The sequence below is a fragment of the Weizmannia sp. WK01 genome (assembly GCF_025905465.1).
Taxonomy (GTDB): Bacteria; Bacillota; Bacilli; order Bacillales; family Bacillaceae_C; genus Weizmannia; species Weizmannia faecalis.
Window position 1 is genome coordinate 3,574,542 of sequence record NZ_CP109616.1, and the last position, 17,905, is coordinate 3,592,446.

Annotated in this window: 14 protein-coding genes and 1 pseudogene; 2 read left to right on the forward strand and 13 right to left on the reverse strand. The window is 46.6% G+C overall.

From position 1 onward, the window contains the following. Nucleotides 1–25: 25 nt before the first annotated feature. The 4 genes from ybaK to OF158_RS17015 all read right to left on the reverse strand — a co-directional run bounded on the left by ybaK (nucleotide 26) and on the right by OF158_RS17015 (nucleotide 1,879). Entirely contained in the window at nucleotides 26–505 is a 480-nt protein-coding gene (ybaK, locus tag OF158_RS17000) for a Cys-tRNA(Pro) deacylase (protein WP_035183165.1), read from the reverse strand. Between the two features lie 107 nt (nucleotides 506–612). Beyond that, nucleotides 613–759 (reverse strand): hypothetical protein, encoded by a 147-nt coding sequence (locus OF158_RS17005; protein ID WP_164931356.1) that lies wholly within the window; start codon nucleotides 757–759, stop codon nucleotides 613–615. 69 nt (nucleotides 760–828) lie between these two features. Further along, the gene (locus OF158_RS17010) at nucleotides 829–1,512 is read right to left on the reverse strand and encodes an LrgB family protein (RefSeq protein ID WP_026684575.1); all 684 of its coding nucleotides are present in this window, start codon (nucleotides 1,510–1,512) and stop codon (nucleotides 829–831) included. Continuing rightward, complete coding sequence (locus OF158_RS17015; RefSeq protein WP_035183163.1) at nucleotides 1,502–1,879, reverse strand: CidA/LrgA family protein; 378 nt, start codon at nucleotides 1,877–1,879, stop codon at nucleotides 1,502–1,504. Before OF158_RS17015 ends, OF158_RS17010 begins: the two co-directional genes overlap by 11 nt. 102 nt (nucleotides 1,880–1,981) lie before the next feature. Between OF158_RS17015 and OF158_RS17020 the strand changes: the two genes are divergently transcribed. Continuing rightward, entirely contained in the window at nucleotides 1,982–2,923 is a 942-nt protein-coding gene (locus tag OF158_RS17020) for a LysR family transcriptional regulator (protein ID WP_014096689.1), read from the forward strand. Nucleotides 2,924–3,071: 148 nt separating this feature from the next. Here the strand turns inward: OF158_RS17020 and asnB are convergent, their stop codons facing one another. Continuing rightward, the gene (gene asnB / locus OF158_RS17025) at nucleotides 3,072–4,919 is read right to left on the reverse strand and encodes an asparagine synthase (glutamine-hydrolyzing) (RefSeq protein ID WP_035183161.1); all 1,848 of its coding nucleotides are present in this window, start codon (nucleotides 4,917–4,919) and stop codon (nucleotides 3,072–3,074) included. A 353-nt stretch (nucleotides 4,920–5,272) separates the two neighbouring features. Here asnB and OF158_RS17030 point away from each other — a divergent pair, with 353 nt between their 5' ends. Then, entirely contained in the window at nucleotides 5,273–6,286 is a 1,014-nt protein-coding gene (locus tag OF158_RS17030) for a DUF1646 family protein (RefSeq protein WP_035183159.1), read from the forward strand. A gap of 850 nt (nucleotides 6,287–7,136) precedes the next feature. Here OF158_RS17030 and OF158_RS17035 read toward each other — a convergent pair. The 8 genes and pseudogenes from OF158_RS17035 to OF158_RS17070 all read right to left on the reverse strand — a co-directional run bounded on the left by OF158_RS17035 (nucleotide 7,137) and on the right by OF158_RS17070 (nucleotide 17,892). Then, nucleotides 7,137–8,498: pseudogene (locus tag OF158_RS17035) on the reverse strand (transposase). A 772-nt stretch (nucleotides 8,499–9,270) separates the two neighbouring features. Next, entirely contained in the window at nucleotides 9,271–9,717 is a 447-nt protein-coding gene (locus OF158_RS17040) for a threonine/serine exporter family protein (RefSeq protein ID WP_014096684.1), read from the reverse strand. 75 nt (nucleotides 9,718–9,792) lie between these two features. Then, on the reverse strand, nucleotides 9,793–10,542 hold the full coding sequence (locus OF158_RS17045; RefSeq protein WP_014096683.1) for a threonine/serine exporter family protein: 750 nt from the start codon (nucleotides 10,540–10,542) through the stop codon (nucleotides 9,793–9,795). Nucleotides 10,543–10,995: 453 nt separating this feature from the next. Beyond that, a complete protein-coding gene (locus tag OF158_RS17050; RefSeq protein ID WP_014096682.1) occupies nucleotides 10,996–12,069 on the reverse strand; it encodes a branched-chain amino acid aminotransferase in 1,074 nt (357 codons plus the stop codon). A gap of 339 nt (nucleotides 12,070–12,408) precedes the next feature. Further along, the gene (gene cstA, locus OF158_RS17055; RefSeq protein ID WP_035183153.1) at nucleotides 12,409–14,211 is read right to left on the reverse strand and encodes a carbon starvation protein CstA; all 1,803 of its coding nucleotides are present in this window, start codon (nucleotides 14,209–14,211) and stop codon (nucleotides 12,409–12,411) included. A gap of 130 nt (nucleotides 14,212–14,341) precedes the next feature. Further along, nucleotides 14,342–15,058 (reverse strand): LytR/AlgR family response regulator transcription factor, encoded by a 717-nt coding sequence (locus tag OF158_RS17060; protein ID WP_035183151.1) that lies wholly within the window; start codon nucleotides 15,056–15,058, stop codon nucleotides 14,342–14,344. Next, nucleotides 15,033–16,814 carry a sensor histidine kinase gene (locus tag OF158_RS17065; protein ID WP_035183149.1) on the reverse strand — a complete coding sequence of 594 codons (1,782 nt, stop codon included), beginning with the start codon at nucleotides 16,812–16,814 and terminating at the stop codon, nucleotides 15,033–15,035. The genes OF158_RS17060 and OF158_RS17065 overlap by 26 nt, the downstream gene beginning before the upstream one ends. A gap of 235 nt (nucleotides 16,815–17,049) precedes the next feature. Beyond that, complete coding sequence (locus tag OF158_RS17070; protein WP_014096678.1) at nucleotides 17,050–17,892, reverse strand: MetQ/NlpA family ABC transporter substrate-binding protein; 843 nt, start codon at nucleotides 17,890–17,892, stop codon at nucleotides 17,050–17,052. Between the last annotated feature and the right edge of the window lie 13 nt (nucleotides 17,893–17,905).

Consider the following 17,905-nt stretch of genomic DNA (forward strand, 5'->3'; position numbering starts at 1 on the left):
TCTCATGTCCCTGGCATGCATCCTTTTAATGCGTTAAATCAGCATAGTTTGCGTCGGCGGCTTTTAAAAGATCACCAGGCGCCAAAACAATTTGCGTGCCGATCCGCCCGGCGCTTACGATCACCTCATCAAGCGTTGCTGCGCTCTCATCGACAAATGTCACATAGTGCTTCTTCATGCCGATCGGGGAACAGCCGCCGCGAATATAGCCGGTATATTTTTGGATATCTTTCACATGGACCATTTCGATCTTTTTCTCGCCCGCTGCTTTTGCGGCTTTTTTCAGGTCGAGTTCTGCCGCAACCGGGATGACAAACACATAAAGTTCGCCGCTGTGCCCCTGCGTGACCAGCGTTTTATAAACAGCTTCGGGCGGTTTTCCAATTTTTTCCGCAACGGAGATGCCGTCGATTTTCCCGTCCTTCACCTCATACGACAGCATGCCGTACGGGATTTGCTGCGCATCAAGCAGCCGCATCGCGTTTGTTTTTGTTGTTTTTGCCAAATTCACCACTTCCTCCAGAGGCCTGTTACTATAAGTGTACCGGTTTCGAGGCGGATTTTCCATCAAAACAAAAAAGCCGGCCTGCATGGGGCGAGGCCAGCTTTCCTTTATTTACGCACACCTTTTTTCTTTTTCTGGTCGATTTCATCTTTTCTGCCCGTGGAGAATTCCACGAGTTCTTCTGCAATCTCATTTCCAAGCTTGGCATTTTTATTCCGCTCAGCATTCTGGTTTCCGTATTTCTGCCTGCCCATTTGCACGCTCCTTTCCTTTTTTACAGCTATATTTTGCATTGAAAAAGGAAGAATATGCGGCGTTTTAGATTAATGAATGATATGGGATACCATCCACGGCGTAACAAAAATGGAAATAGCCGCAACGATAATCATGCTGACGCTGGAAATGGCGCCTGACCGGGCACTGAGTTCGAATGCTTTAGAAGTGCCGATCCCGTTCGCATGCGTTCCAAGCAGGATGCCGTGGGCAATTTCGTTTTTAATGCGCAAATGCTTGATCAGCCACGGCGCCATCACAGAGCCGATAATGGCGTTCAAAATCACAAAGACAGCCGTAACAGACGGCACGCCGCCGATTTTTTCAGATACGCCCATTGCAATCGGGGTTGTGATCGTAAACGGGATGATACTGTGCTCCAGGCTTTTGCTGAAATGAAAAAGCGTAGCGATGGCCGAGGAAAGGAATACTGCCATCAGCCATCCCGCCCCGATGCCGATTAAAATTTCAACCGCATATTGGCGGACGATTTTAAAATGGCGGTAAAGCGGCACAGCAAAAGCAACAATGGCCGGCTGCAGCAAATCCGTTAAAACAGAGGTGCCTTTCTGGTAGTCCCGGTACGGTATATCTTCCCCGAGTAAAAAGGCGCCTAATAATACCGGCGTGACAAGTAGCGGGGAAACAAAGATTTTTTTGTATTTCCCGTACAGTTTTTTGAAAATCCAGTAACTTCCAACCGTTAACAGCAGGCACACGATTTTAACGATCACGCATTCTCACGCTCCTTCGATTTGCAATTTTGTCCGCAAGCCATCCCGAACAGGCCATCGCGGCAATCAGGCTTATCAGGATCACAACCAAGATTTCCGGGCCGTTATGGACAAGCAGGTTTCTATACTTCACCATGCCGACTGCTGACGGGATAAAAAACAACAGCAGCTCCGCCATCAGGAAATTGGCCCCGATTTCAATCCAGCCCATTTTGACGATGCCGAATTGCAGCAGGAGAAAGAGGGCAATCATTGCCAGCATGCTGCCCGGCAGCGGGATGTGCAACAGTTTTGCAGCTGCGCCCATGACTTCAGCGAACAGATACAAACCGACAATCTGTAACATTCCGATCAGGACTTTTTTCAATATTTTCACCTTCTAAAACTAGTTTACCGCGCCGGCGATAATAGGTAAAATGAATATATAGAATGGTAAAAATGCCTTTTATCTATACAAGGAGGGTTCCAGTTGGATATCCAGCATCTCCAGTACTTTGTTTCCGTTGCCACTCACGGCAGCTTCACGAAAGCCGCCCGGGAATGTTATGTATCGCAGCCGACAATCAGCAAAATGATAAAAAGCTTTGAAGAAGAACTCGGCGTCCCCTTGTTTAACCGCGCCGGGAAAAAAATCGTCCTCACCGATGCCGGACAGGCCGTTTTTCAGCAGGCGCAAAAAACGCTGAAAGCTTTTCGGCAGCTGACAGATGCGATCAATGATGTGGCCGGCCTGAAAAAAGGAAAAATCCGGATCGGGCTGCCGCCAATGATCGGGTCGCGCTATTTTCCCCGGGTCATTGATGAATTTCATCATGCCTACCCGGATATTAAAATCCAGCTCGTGGAAGATGTTACAAGAAAAGTGGTCCGTGATGTGGAAAATGGGACATTGGATCTCGGCGCCGTCGTGATGCCGGTTGATGATGAGGTGTTCGGGCATTTTTCGTTTGTCCATGACCGGCTTGTGCTGCTTGTGCACCCGTCCCACCGGTTTGCAGGCTGCTCAAGCGTCCGGCTGAAACAGCTGAAAGAGGAGGAATTCATTTTTTTCCATAGAGATTTTGCCCTTCACGACCAGATTATAAAGGAATGTTTGAAGCTTGGGTTTATGCCGAACATTATATACGAAAGCACCCAGTGGGACCTCATCTGTGAATTGGTAGCGTCCAATCTCGGCGTTGCCCTGCTGCCAAGTACAATATGCCATGCGTTTAACCCGGAACGCGTCAAAATCATTCATCTGGAAGAACCTGTCCTCCCGTGGAATCTGGCAATCATCTGGCCGAAACACCAATACCTTTCTTTTGCGGTAAAAGAGTGGATCCGGTTTACAAAGCATTTATTCGGCCGCGGGATCCCGCCTGCCGTGCCGCAACCGGAAGAAGCCATGAAAAAAGAAAGTGAAAAATAGGGGCGCGGGTTCAAAAAAGGGGCGAGTTTTGAGGCACTGCGAAATGCTTCTGAAATGCAGGTAAAAGGTGTCTCCATAATAGCCGTAGTGATGTTTGAGACAATGCGAATGCGTCTGAAATCCAAAAAAACCGGCTTGAGGCAGCCGGCTAAGCTTTAATGTCAATCCTGTATATTTCAAACCAGTAATGGATCTGGGCGAGGTAGGCAAGCAGCTGCGGGCCCGTCATCAGCTGTCCGAACCACGGTGTCCGGAATGCTTTCCCGTCTGTCTCCATCAACTCCATTAATTGATCGCGATGCAAAAATTCATACAAAATGGAATCTTTCTGTTCCAAAACTTCACCGAGCCACCGCTTCACTGCTGCCGTGTAAGCCGGATGGTGCGTCTTCGGATACGGGCTTTTTTTCCGGTATAAAATCTCTTCCGGCAAAATGCCTTCCAGCGCTTTCCGCAAAATGCCCTTTTCCCTGCCGCCGTACATCTTCATCTCCCACGGTATATTCCAGACGTACTCCACAATCCGGTGATCGGCAAACGGTACGCGCACCTCGAGGCTCGCCCCCATGCTCATCCGGTCTTTCCGGTCAAGGAGCGTTGTCATAAACCAAAGCATATTGATGTAAAACAGCTGGCGACGCTTTTTTTCCAAATCGGTTTCGCCATCTAAAAGCGGCGTTTCCGCAACAGACGCTTCATATTTCGACATCACGTAATCTTTTAACTGCAATTTTTCCTGCCAGCCTTCTTTTAACAGGCCGATCCGTTCATCGAGGGACCGCATCCATGGGAAGCCTTCTCGGTTCAAATCATCTTCGCGCCGGAACCACGGATACCCGCCGAAAATTTCATCCGCGCACTCACCCGAAAGGCTGACGGTAAAATCCTTTTTGATCTCGCGGCAAAACCAGAGCAGCGATGAGTCAACATCCGCCATTCCCGGCACATCCCGGGCGAGAACAGCCGCTTTTAAAGATTCGGCCAGTTCTTCCTGCGTGATCACGCAATGATGGTGGACTGTATCAAATGCTTCTGACATCTTGCGGATAAATACCCCGTCAGCATCCGGCTGAAAATCATTCGCTTTGAAATAGCGGTCGTTCCCTTCGTAATCAATGGAAAAAGTATGCAGCCGCCCTTTTCCTTCCCTTTGAAAATGGCCTGCAGCAATGGCGGTAATGGCGCTTGAATCGACGCCGCCGGATAAAAACGTGCAAACCGGGACATCCGAGACAAGCTGACGGACAATCGCATCCTGAATGAGCAAACGGATCGTTTCCGCCGTTTCCTCTGCTGCCTCCGTATGCGGCGCGCTTTTCACGTTCCAGTACCGCCACACTTTTAATCCGTTACGATCCATCTTCAGCGCATGTGCCGGGCGCAGTTCCGCCATGCCGCGAAATATTCCCGTCCCCGGTGTTCTCGACGGCCCGAGCCCCCATATTTCGGCAAGCCCTGCCTCATCCACTTCCGCTTTCACATCCGGGTGGGCGAGCATCGCTTTTACTTCCGAGCCGAACAAAAGCCCGCTTCCGTGTGCTTTGTAAAAAAACGGTTTTACCCCGAGGCGGTCGCGTGCCGCAAATACCTGTTCCTTGTTCCCGTCCCAGACCACAAACGCAAAAATGCCGTTCAGGCGGTCCACACATGCCTCTTTCCACTCGATATAAGCGGTTAAAAGCACTTCCGTATCCGAGTGGCCCTGATAAGTATAGCCTTTTTTCAAAAGCTCCGCGCGCAAATCTTCCGTATTGTACAATTCGCCGTTATAGCAAATTGTATACATCTTTCCGTCCTTTTGCCGCGTCATCGGCTGCACACCGCATAAAGGGTCAACAACGACGAGCCGTTTATGGCCGAATGCCGCATGTGGCGAAAGCCAGTAATTCGTATCATCCGGTCCCCGTTTGGTCAACGTCTCTGTCATTTTTTTGACTGTTTCCAGTTCACTCCGCAAGTCTTTTTGAAAATCGACCCATCCGGTTATTCCGCACATTCCGGCTCACCCCTCCTGAATTTCTCTACTTCCTGCAGCCCATAAAAGCCGCTTTGCCGTGCCATTTTTCTTACCGGCTGTATTAGTATATAGGCGTATGCCCGGAAATGTGCATGGCCCGTATGTGTAAAATTTTACGCGAAGGCGTAGCGGGGTGGAAAAAACAGGAGACCATGGTGTGAAACGAAGTGAAAATGTCTTTTATGGTAAAATAAAACTATATAAAATGGACAAAATATTGCCGCTCTATTGCCTGCCGCAAAAAAGTAGTTCTCATGCAAATGGATGCTTGGGCTTGATGTAAAAACTTAAGTTCATTTTATATAAGTTTTTTTACAGAAAGGGTTGGGCCGATGATTTCTGCTTTGATCATCATCCTGGCGCTCGTCTTGTTATTGCCTTTTTTTGTGCCGTTTGTCGAGCGCAATTTGGAAATATTTTTGTTTATCATGGGATGGGCTGCGGCCATTGCCGGAGGTGTCCTGGACAAGCCTCTGTTGAGAAAGGCTTTGGAAGATCCGGTTAACATCACCATTGCCGTATTTGTAGCCGGCCTGTTGTTCCGCTGGCTGGAGCGGCCGCTTGAAAAAGTGATTTCCGCCATTAACCGGGGGATACCGTTTCCGCTTCTGGCTGCCTTGACGGTAATCCTTCTCGGGTTGCTTTCGAGTGTCATCACGGCTATTATTGCCGCTTTAATTTTAGTCGTGATTGTCAGCGTGCTGCGGCTTGACCGGAAATCGGAAACACAGCTCGTCGTCTACTCCTGCTTTTCCATCGGGCTCGGCGCCGCACTGACGCCGATCGGCGAACCGCTCTCCACCCTTGCGATCAGCAAGCTGGGGGAGGACTTTTTCTATTTGCTCCGCCTGATCGGGCCGGAAGTCATTTCCGCAGTTGTGATTTTCGGCATTCTGGCTGCCATTGTGATCAAACCCGAACAGTCGGCGATCGGGCTGAAAACGGCGCATACACGAGAGTCTTATGTGGAAATTGCGGGACGGACAGTGAAAATTTACTTGTTTGTGATGGGGCTGACCTTGCTCGGCGCTGGGTTTGAACCGCTCATTAACCGCTTCCTGCTCGATTTGAGCCCGTTTATTTTGTACTGGATCAATATGATTTCAGCCGTGCTGGACAATGCGACACTGGCAGCAGCAGAAATCAGCCCGAAAATGGCGGACAAAACGGTACAGGCCATTTTGCTCGGACTGCTGATCAGCGGAGGCATGCTTGTACCCGGCAATATCCCGAATATAATCTCCGCCGGAAAACTCCGCATCACAAGCCGGGAATGGGCCCGGTTCGGCCTCCCAATCGGTCTCGCCGCCATGGCCGTTTATTTTGTCGTGATTTTGTTTGTATAAGAGGGTTGAAGACAGGTTTACAAAAGTATAGGGATGGCTCCCGCTTTGTTCTTTTTCTGTTATGGAAGACAAATTGCGCGGCGGGCTATCCCTTTTTTCTTTATCTCTGTTGTGAAAGACATTTCGGGAGACGGGGATTCTCTTTTTGTCTTTCATCCCCGTTATGAAGGACATTTGGGGCGCCGGCGATTCTCCTTTTGTCCTTCATCCCCGTTATAAGGACATTTGGCTTGGCGGAGCTTTTCCGTGTGTCCTTCATTCCCGTAGTGAAAGATATTTTCCGCAGCGGGATTCTTCTCTGTGTCCTTCGCCCCTATTGTGAAAGACAGGTTGCATGGCGGTATCCTCATCGCCATTGTGAAGGACAATGCTGGTTCCCTCCACAAATTCTATACAAAATGAAAGCTCCAGTACAGAAGACATATTACTATAATAACTCCGAAAATAAGAGCGCCAATATAAGGAATCATTTTTAACTTTCCAGGCTCTTTTCTAATAAAAGAAACAATACTTGCTAAGAAGCTAATACCCCAAGCAAACCAACCCCAATGGTGAAAACGAGTATAATATTTTATATCTTGGCCTGTTAAAAATAGGGTAATAGCAATTATAAAAAGAATAAGCCCAAGGATAAACATAAAAAAGGAAACTTTAACCTGAATTATTCACATAAATTCAGAAACTTATTATAACTTATGGATTACCAAGTCTTTTCGGCTTTATTGTAATTCATTAAAAAAATGAAAAAAGAATCCATTTCTGTTAAAGTTAAAGTAACCAAAACAAAAACCAAACAGAAAGGATTCTTTATATGGTTACTTTAACGCAAAAAACACTTGATTTCAATCACTCAACTTTCGCAGACTGAAACAGGTAGGTATACCTTGATATAATTCGGCAGACCCGCAATCCATTGTTGTAGTTGACTTTTGATCAGTTGTTGAATTTTCTTATTACTTTTATCCAGAGTATCTTCAAGAATCTCGACTAACTGCTGCAATGCAACAGCCCAATCAAGGTCATCTATTTCATCACATAATTCATAAAACATGCCACCTAATGTTCTGTCATCTACACTGCAACGGTTTTGCCATGACAAGACAATATACCTTGCAAACACAATGGTCGTGTGGCTGATAAGCGCGTCATATGAACGACTCTGGAATTCCTTTTGTAGTTTTAATAGGGACTTTGTTGTTTTGAAGAAAACCTCAATATCCCAACGCATCCCGTAAATACGGATGATTTCCTGGTCACTCAGTGTACAGTCTGTACTCAAAATCGCCAACCAGTCGCTTTTCTTGTTGCGGTTGCGAACAAAGACAACTTTAATTGGCACGCCATTGGCCTGCGTTGTATGGATGGAACGCAAGATTCCTTTCTTTCCACTAGTCGGTTTAGCTAGACGATACAATTCATCTAGGCTAACACGCTTACCATCGACAAAATAGCGTTGTTTTAATTTTTTGACCATACCAATTACGTCAAGACCTTGTTCTGTAATCTCCTTGATGAGAGGTTGTTGGGTGAACCACGAATCCATTAGAACATAGGAAGCATCGATACCAGAATTCATCGCCCGGGCAATCATGCCGGGAATCTGTTCTGGTGCCGTTTGTAATGCTTCTTTTCGGCGCTTATAACCGGAGCTGCGTTTATCGATATTTTCGGATATGCCGTTGATCTGGCTCTTTTTCGAACTCAATAATGAGAAGTCAACGGGTAAGAATGTTGCGCCATCAGACCATCCTAATGTCAACATGCGGAATCCTTTGTAAAAACGCATTTTTTGAGATGCATGATCAAAGCAGCGAGCCAGGAGCTCAACGTGTTTGCTTCAGTTCCGGTCATAAGATGAATCATCTAAAATCAATACTTTCGGACGGTCATGACGTGTCAATTTCGAAACTTTTCCAATCACTGAGGCAACCAGTGAAAGGAGGAAACGACGCCAGTTGAACGTTGATTGGTTGAGAAACCGATAAACGGTATCTTTGGCTGGAATGTCTGTAGCTTTCTTACTTTCCAACATCCTGAACCAGTTTTTGTTTTCAAAGATCATACAAAAAATCAATTGAAAAATGTAGGCACAAGAAAAACCAAAGGACTTCGTAATACCAGCGATTCGCAAGTGTTTCAACACATTCAACTCTTTAAATGTTGATTTTATTTCATTTGGTAGTTGATTATTCAGGCTGTTTTTCGCTATCATAGTAGGAGACACCTCTTCTATTTGGTAGTGATTGTCGATAAATCAACTATACAAAAGTAGAGGTGTTTTTTCATATATTAATTTTACTGTCAAGTGCTGTATCTGAGACGTAATAGACATTAGCCAGCACTGAATTTATTATGATTTTCTAGGTGCGAAAGTTGAGTACTTAACTAAACTATTTAAAAAAGCACTTTGCTTCCATATTTTCAACTGCTGTTTGGATTAAATACCAGCAAGCTGCACCAGCGGCAAGCGCTACCGAAATACATGCTATATAACTGAAAAAAATACAAGCCCATTTAAATGCTGCCTTATTAATACCTGACGCGCTAAGGTGTACGGCATGCTGGTCATTATATACCTTTTCACTAACAAGATTCCCCTGTTGATCAACTTCTGGAACTCTTCAGGATTTTGGGAATTTGCCAAGCGTTTTGATTAATATTTGAAGGGGCTGTTTGCAGATAGCTTTTTTTAAAAGTTTTCCTCAAAGTAAAGAGTTATCTGTAGTGTGGATTTCTTGAAGTGCTCTCACTAAATTTTTAAAACGTTATCTAAACGTTTTAAAGTTATCTTTTTAAAGATACTGTTTTCTAATTTTATCTCGCAAAAAAACTGGCTGCAATCGGGAAATCATGCTGCCTGCCGCCGATTTTGCAAATATACGGGATATCCCTAATACTCTTACCGTCAATATTCGACATCGTTCGCAGAAAAACGAGCAGAATAACAAGCGTTAGCCGGGCTGTCAGGCAAACCCGGCTTAAGGCTACTTCATTCTTTTTGGCCGTCTATCCGGTAGTTTTTTGATAAACTGGTTCGCCACTTCCGAAGCCACCAGCCCGATCGCAATTGCAATAGATAGAAGCAGCACTTTAGCGGCAAGCGATACGGCGCCGTTATAATCGTTTTGGACAAAGTGCCGCATGGCGTCATACGCAAGGCCGCCTGGCACAAGCGGAATAATCCCGCCGACCGTAAAAATCAAGATCGGCGTCTTATAAAAACGGGCAAACACCTGGCTGATCACCCCGACGAAAAAAGCTGCAATAAACGTGCCATACACGACGTTCTGCTCATACATGTAAAATAGAAAATAAATACCCCACCCGATCATGCCGGTAATCCCGCACTGGATCAACAATTTTCTCGGTGCATTGAAAAGAATGCCAAATCCCGCCGAAGCAAAAAAGCTGGTTAATAGCTGTTGGAACAACTTCCGTCACCCTTTTAAAAAACTGTAATCTTTGATGTGTAAAAAACGCAGGGGCCTTAAAAAGCAGGCGGCCTTTTAAAAAATCGTGAGTATAATCGCGATCCCGGAACCGATGGCAAATGAGGTTAAAAAAGCTTCTGCGCCTTTTGTGACACCGGAAAAAAGATGTCCCGCCATCAGATCGCGCAGTGCGTTGGTAATCGCCAGCCCCGGAACAAGCGGCATGACAGAACCGATAATGATTTTATCCAGTTCCCGGCCGATGCCTGCATGGACAAGGATGTAAGCTGTAATCCCGATCACAAGCGAAGCGACAAATTCAGCAAAGAAACGCACCTTTACGAACCGGTGAATGTAATGCGTGCTGAGGAAGCCAAGGCCGCCTGCAATACATGCGGGCAGAAAGTCAATCCAGCCGCCTAAAAAAATGATGACAAAACAGCCACTTGAAATCGCCGCAGCCACAAATTGTAGCCAGAGAGGGTAAGCTTCCTCTTCCGTTTCAATTTTTTTCAACTGTCCATACGCTTCCTTAAGGGTAATGCCCCGGTTGCTGATTTGCCGCGAGATGCTGTTGACCTGGTCGACTTTTCTCAAATCCGTTGAACGTTCGGAGATGCGGATCAGCTTTGTCAGCTCCGCCCCGTCCAGTGAAAAAATAATGGCAGTCGGGGTGACAAAGCTGTGTGACCCACTGATCCCGGCAGCCGCAGCAATTCTCGACATCGTATCTTCCACACGGTACGTTTCCGCGCCGCTCATCAGCATGATTTTTCCGGCTAATAAGCAAACCCTCATGACCTGCTGGGCTTCATTCTGATACATGCTCATTTCTCCCTATCGATTCACCTGCAATTATTTAACCACAGTTTGCCGGTCAATAAAATAGCCGGGCCATTTTTCAGGGCCGGCTTCTTAAATCATTTCCTTTAACGCAGCGAATTTCGAGGTCACCCGCTTATGCTGAACAAACGAATTTTCAAACGGTCTATATTTATGTTAAGGAAGAACTTCGGTTTCATTCGCTTTCTTAACGTAGACGGCCTCTAGGTTAAGGAAGAACCTCATTTCCCACCGCTTCCTCAACGTAGACGCGCTCTAGGTCAAGAAAGTGACCCCATTTCCTCCGCTTTCTTAATGTAAAGTCCATACAGCTTAAACTTGCGGCATGGACGTTTCATTGCGCTGAAAATAAATGGGCGTGATGCCCTTGTATTTGATATAAGAATTCCATTTCCGATGAAAAGCTGGCTAAATGCGCCATCTTTACGATCATCATTATTTTATTTCGACCGTCCAATTGAGCGGGTCTTCCGTTTTTCCGAGCTGGATGCCGGTTAAAGCATCATAAAGCCGGTTTGCAATCGAATCCGGCGCTTCAGCATGTGGAAGCTGCATCGCAACATCCTTCCAGCCGAGTTCGCCAACAGGAGAAATTACAGCTGCCGTTCCTGTGCCGAACACTTCTTCCAGCTGTCCATTTTTATAAGCATTATAAATTTCGTCTATGGAAATTTTCGTTTCCTTTACAGGGACGTTCCAGTATTTCAGCAACTCGATAACGGAGTCTCTTGTGACACCACCGAGAATACTGCCGTTCAGTTTCGGGGTGACGACTTCTCCGTTGATTTTAAAGAAGATGTTCATGCTGCCGACTTCTTCAATATATTTTCTTTCAACACCGTCCAGCCAAAGCACCTGGTCGTAGCCCAACTCCTCTGCTTTTTCCTGTGCTTTCAAGCTTGCTGCATAATTGCCGCCTGTTTTTGTAAATCCGACGCCCCCTGGGACAGCTCGGACATATTCATCTTCCACATAAATGCGGACAGGTTTCAGCTGGTCGCCGTAATACGAACCAACAGGAGAAAGGATGATCATAAATTTATATTCATGTGCCGGATGTACGCCAAGGCTAGGCTCTGTCGCAATAATGAACGGGCGAATGTAAAGCGATGTCCCTTCCCCGTCCGGAATCCAGTCTTTTTCAAGTTCAACAAGCTGCTTAATGGCATCAAGCACAATGGTCTCGTCTATTTGCGGGATGCTTAATCTCGCGCAAGACACATTCATCCGGGCAACATTTTTTTCAGGCCTGAACAACAGAACCCTGCCGTCCTTTGCGCGATAGGCTTTTAATCCTTCGAATACAGACTGGCTGTAATGGAATACCATTGCCGCCGGTTCCAATACAAGCGGTGCATACGGTGTTATTCTTGGTTGGTGCCAGCCTTCTTCCTCATTATAGTCCATGACAAACATATAGTCCGTAAAATGTTTGCCAAACCCCAATGATTCAACAGCCGGTTTTTCTTTTTTCACATCTGCTTTAACGAATTCGATAACCTGATTCAAACCGATAGCATCCCTTTCCAATACGTGAAATTATTATTTTCGATCTATTATAACAACTTTATGAAGAAAAGACCAGAGGCTTTATAAAATTTTTAAAATTTTTTGAGTGAAGCACTTTCCGAATCAATAGCAGATGCAACCTTAGCCCCCTTGTAAAATAGACTGCAGCAAAGGGCTGTATACATTAAAAGCGGAGAGACCACGGAAAATCGTGTCTCGCCGCTTTTTTCTAATATTCTTCCTTGCGCTGAGCAAATTTGCCAGATTATACAAGAATGCATGTAGAAAAAGGGCTCCATTACTAGCTGGTGCATGCAAAGTTTTCCCTTTAAAATGGCATCAAGCTTTCCTTGCCGATACCTCCAAATCCGGCATGGCAGGCGTTCTCAGCAGGTCGTACCAGTTCTTTAAAGCGGAGATCATAATGACGATCCCGAGAATGAGCATAATGATCGACAAAATGCCGTTCAGTACATTGTATCCCGCTGCGGCATGGTTCAAGTAAACATTTTTTACCATCCAATAACCGGCATAGTTCACCGTAACATACAAATACGCAAGCGGAATCAGGCAAGTGAACATATACCGCTTTTTATCGGCAATTTTCAAAATGACAGTTGCCCCGACAATCAGCCCAATCGAGGCCATCAGCTGGTTCGATACGCCAAACAACGCCCAGACGGAACCGATATCGCCGGAGTAGAGCAAATAGCCCCACATAAAGCAAGCCGCAGCACTTGTGAGAATCGATCCTGGCAGCCAGTCGGTCTTTTTGAGTGGTTTATACAATTCTCCTAAAAAGTCCTGCAGCAGGTAGCGTGCCACCCGTGTCCCCGAATCGATCGCCGTCAAAATAAACACGGCCTCAAACAAGATAACAAATTGATAGAAATAGGGTGCAAGATTGCTAAACCAGTGGATTTTTGTAAAAATATACGTCATGCCGACTGCAAGCGTTACTGCTCCCCCAGTTCTGCCGGCCAGGTCCATTCCGATTTCACTGCTTAAATGCGGAAGGTTGACAACATGCATGCCGAGCGTCTTAAAGACTTCCGGCGTGGAGTTGATGGCAAAATAGTCGGCAGGCTGCAGGGCGGTCGCAGCGACAAGTGCCATCACGCCGACAAGCGATTCGACAAGCATGGCACCAAATGCAACCGGCTTGATATCCGTCCATTTATCGAGCATTTTCGGCGTTGTGCCGGAGCCGATAAAGGCATGGAAGCCGGAAATCGCACCGCAGGCAATCGTGATCGAAATAAACGGCCAAACCGGTCCTGTCATTGTCGGGCCGCCGCCGTGGATAAATTGCGATAACGCCGGCATATGAATCGGCGGATTAATGATAAATACACCAATAATGAGGGCAATAAACACGCCGATTTTCATAAAGCTGCTCAAATAATCACGCGGTGCCAACAGCAGCCATACCGGAAGCGCCGCGGCAAAAAATGCATAAGCTGGAAGAATAATGGCCAATGTTTTCGGATCAAACGTAAGCCATTCGCCAATCACAGTATGCCGGATCCACGGCCCGGCAAAAACGCCCGCTACGATTAGGAGGAAACCGATCGTTGTCGTCAACTTCAAATTGCCGGTTTTTTTGTAAAACAAGCCAACGCCCATTGCAACCGGAATGGTGATCCCCACGGAAAAGGTGCCCCATGGGTTATTTTGCAGGGCATTTACGACAACCATGGAAAGACCGGCCATTGTAATTACAATAATAAACAGCATGGAAAGGCCTGTACAGAACCCGGCAACCGGTCCCATTTCCTCTTTTGCCACTTCGGAAAGCGATTTCCCTTTCCGGCGCATGGAGGCAAAGAGCACGACAGCATCGTGGACGGCACCGCCGATAACAGCGCCGATCAAAAGCCATAAGAGGCCCGGCAAATAGCCGAACTGCGCTGCCAAAATCGGTCCGACAAGCGGGCCTGCAGCCGCAATCGCCGCAAAATGGTGGCCGAACGTCACCCATTTATTGGTCGGCACATAATCTTTCCCGTCGTTAAACTCATGTGCCGGCGTCGGCGTATCATTATTCAGCTTTAAAACCTTTACGGCCATAAACGTGCCATATAAACGATAAGCAATCATTAAGATACAGATGGAGCCGATTACAATTGTAATCGCATTCATTTGGTGAAAGCCTCCTTTTTGTCATTCTCATCGCTTATATTTTATAAGTTTTGCACGCTGTAAAAGCTGTTTTCCGGCAAAATGCAAATATCCTAGGATAAGAGAGCGAATCCAGAGGATGAAATGCATTTTAAATTCGAATAAACTGTTTTAACACATGCTTGTAAGTTCGGCTGACCGGAATTTTCGCCCCGTCCCGCATGATTAGATTATAAGTGGAATGGAACCATGGCCGGATCTCGACAATGCCATCGAGATTGACGAGATAAGCGCGGTGGACGCGGGCAATCGACGTAGATGGCAGTTTCTTTTCTACATTTACCAGTGATTCTGTTATGGTATATTTTTTATCATCTGTCGCAATGACTGTCCGCCCGTCAACCGACTCCGCGTACAACAGTTTTTCAACCGGGATGATGACAATGCGCTCATCTGTTGTGACCGCCAGTTTGCCGGGATTTTTCGGAACAGCAGGACGGTCCCCTTCCAACATTTTTTTCACCTTTGCGACTGTCTGTGCTACCCTTTTTTCTTCAAACGGTTTTAAAATGTAGTCTGCAGCATTCAGTTCAAACGCTTTTACGGCATATTCATCATAAGCGGTCGCAAATACAACGGCCGGATGCTGCGGATAGCGGCTGATTTCCTTCACGAGATCTATGCCATGCTCGTTTGTCAGCATCATATCGGCAAACACAATATCCGCCTCGGTTTCTTTCAGCTTCGCAAGCGCTTCCTTTACGGATCCGGCTTCGCCCGCCAATTCCACCTGCCCCGTTTTTTTCAGCAAGTAAATCAATTCATCTCGGGCCGGGGCTTCATCATCCACTACAAATGCCTTCAGCATATTCTCCCCCCCATATTTCCTCTAATGGTATCGAAATGGCCACTTTGGTTCCGCCGGTTTTTCTGTTTTCAATCCGGAATACAGCACTATGCCCGTAGATTTCCTCAATTCTTTTCCGGATGTTCCACAAGGCTGTCCCAGTCCCCTCGGCCGAGTCGACAGCCACATTGCCAAGCGACTGCACCTGTTCTTTAGAAATGCCTTTTCCGTTGTCCTCCGTTTCCATGATGAATTTTCCGTTTTTCACACGTGCGCGGACAACAATAAACGGATTTTTCGTAAATTGTTGTGTGAAAGCATGGTGGACGGCGTTTTCCACCAAGGGCTGCAGTGTAAATGGCGGCACCATCGCTGTGTGTAAAAGCGGATCAATATCAAAATGAACATGATACCACCCCGGAAACCGTGCCTGTTCAATGGCCAAATAAGCTTTCACATGTTCCAGTTCTTTTTCAAGGGGGATCAGCATTTTTCCCGCCCCCTGCAGGTTGCTGCGGAAAAAGGCCGCGAGCTGCACGAGCAGTTCCCTTGCTTTATCCGCATCTGTCCGGACAAGGCATGTAATCGTGTTAATCGCATTAAAGAAAAAATGTGGGTGAACCTGGGCCTGGAGCGCTTTAATCTCGGCATCTTTCAAAAGTTTTCTTTGCAGTTCCGCCTCCGCCAGTTCAAGCTGGTTGGAAAACAACTTGCTCAAACCTTCCGCCAGTTCCTGTTCGACCGCGCTTAATTGTGATGCTGATGTAAAGTAAAGCTTTAACGTGCCCGCAACTTGTTCGCGGACAAACAGCGGCAGCACGATCGCCGCCTGGAGCGGGCAGCCTTCATGGTTGCACTGGATTTCCTTAGCCGTTCTGGCGACCATGATTTTCCCGTGCAAAAGCACCCTTTCCGTCAGCTTTGTCGACATGCTCTCAAGCGGAATATGATGGTCCGATGCTACCCCTGCATGCGCCAGCACTTTTTCCCGGTCCGTAATAGCGACGGCATCAGCTGCTGTATGCTTCAAAATTATTTCTGCCGCTTCTTTGCATGATTGCATGTTCAGCCCTTTCCGGAAATGGGCTAGCGTTTCCTGTGCAATCTGCAGCGCTTTATGGGTCTGCACCGCCCTTGTCCGTTCTTCTTCCAGTAAAATCGTCTGGATAATCAAGATAAAAATAAACGTACCAAAGCCGTTAATCGAAATCATCGGTACCGCGATGAGGCGGACGAGCGCCACTGCTTCTTCAAAAGGTTTTGCTACTGCCAGGATGATGCCCATCTGTAGCATTTCCATTAAAACCCCAGCAGCGACCGCTTCAAGCGCAGCATACTTCCCGCGCACGTTAAAGCGTCTGCCAATAAAGCCCATGATAATGCCGGCAATCATCGTCGACAGGCTGCAGGCAATATCCGTATAGCCGCCGAGAGAGAGGCGGTGGATGCTGGCAAGCAGGCCTGCGCCGATGCCGACAACCGGCCCGCCCAAAAGGCCTGCAATCCCGACGCCCATGATTCGGGTATTGGCAATCGCACTTTCAACCGATAAATGCCCCTGCCCGAAAGCATGCGAGACTTTCCCATGCTCAATAACGATGCCGGTATAGTTACTAATGATACCAAAAATTCCAAAAACAATAATCAGCACCACTTTTTCTTTCCGTCCGTATTCCTGATGGATAATTTGCCGGAATGTCTTCAGCCGCGAGAGTAAAAAAGCAGCAATGACAAGAATCCCGGCCCGCTCAAGCATTACCGGCAAAAGTGTTGCCATAAAGGATCCCCCTTTGTTTTCCACCCGTCCGTATTGAAAACCCTTTCTTTTATTATAAAAGACTTCACCGGTTTTAGGAAAGCAAAAAAGCAGTGTTTCAAAAAGCCCAGCCAATAGAAAAACGGCGGGATACCGTTCGAACTGTATCCCGCCGTTTTTTTCTGCTATGGGGCGGATAAACCGCCTGTCTCTATGCCCGCTGTTTTTTAGGGGGCTGCTATGAAACTATTTGCCATCATTGTGTTTGCTTATAATCTTTTAAATACGATACCGGTTTATTGACCGGGACGGCTGCACCTTTATAATGCTTTTTGATAAAGTCAGAGACTTCTTTTGAATGATAAATGTTTACGATTTCTTTCAACGTTTTGTCATTCTTGTCTTTTGTCCGGGCTGCAATAATATTGATATACGCTTTGTTGCCCGCATCTTCACGGAAGATGGAGTCATTCGTCGGGTTTAAGCCGGCATTAATGGCCATATCGCAATTGATCACAGCGAGTGCCGAATCATCCAGGCCGCGCGGTGTTTGGGCGGCATCCACGGCAGTAATTTTCAAATGTTTCGGGTTTGAAGCGACATTTTCAAGCCCGCCTTTGCCTGTGAAACCTTTTTTCGTCGTAATCAATCCGGCTTTTTGCAGCAAAAGCAAAGCCCTGCCGAGGTTTGTCGGGTCTTTCGGAATCACAACTTGGTCGCCATCTTTCACTTCGCTGACCTTTTTATATCTTTTCGAGTAGATCCCCATCGGCCAAATATTCGTTGTGCCGATCGCCGAAAGCTTCAGATTGCGTTGTTTGATAAAATCATCGAAATAAACAACCGTCTGGAACGCGTTAATATCAATTTCCCCGTCGCTTAATGCGAGGTTCGGCTGAACATAGTCGTCAAAGCGGACAATCTTAATATTAATATTTTTCTTTTTCGCGAGTTTCTGGATTAAATTCCATGTCGGCACTTCAGAAGTGGTTGTCCCGACTTTGATTGTTTTTGTGCTTGTACTGCTCGAATTGTTTTTGGCCCCGCATCCTGCCAAAACCAGGATCAGTCCCAATAATAGAATCGCAAATTTTTTCATCGCTGCTAAGTCC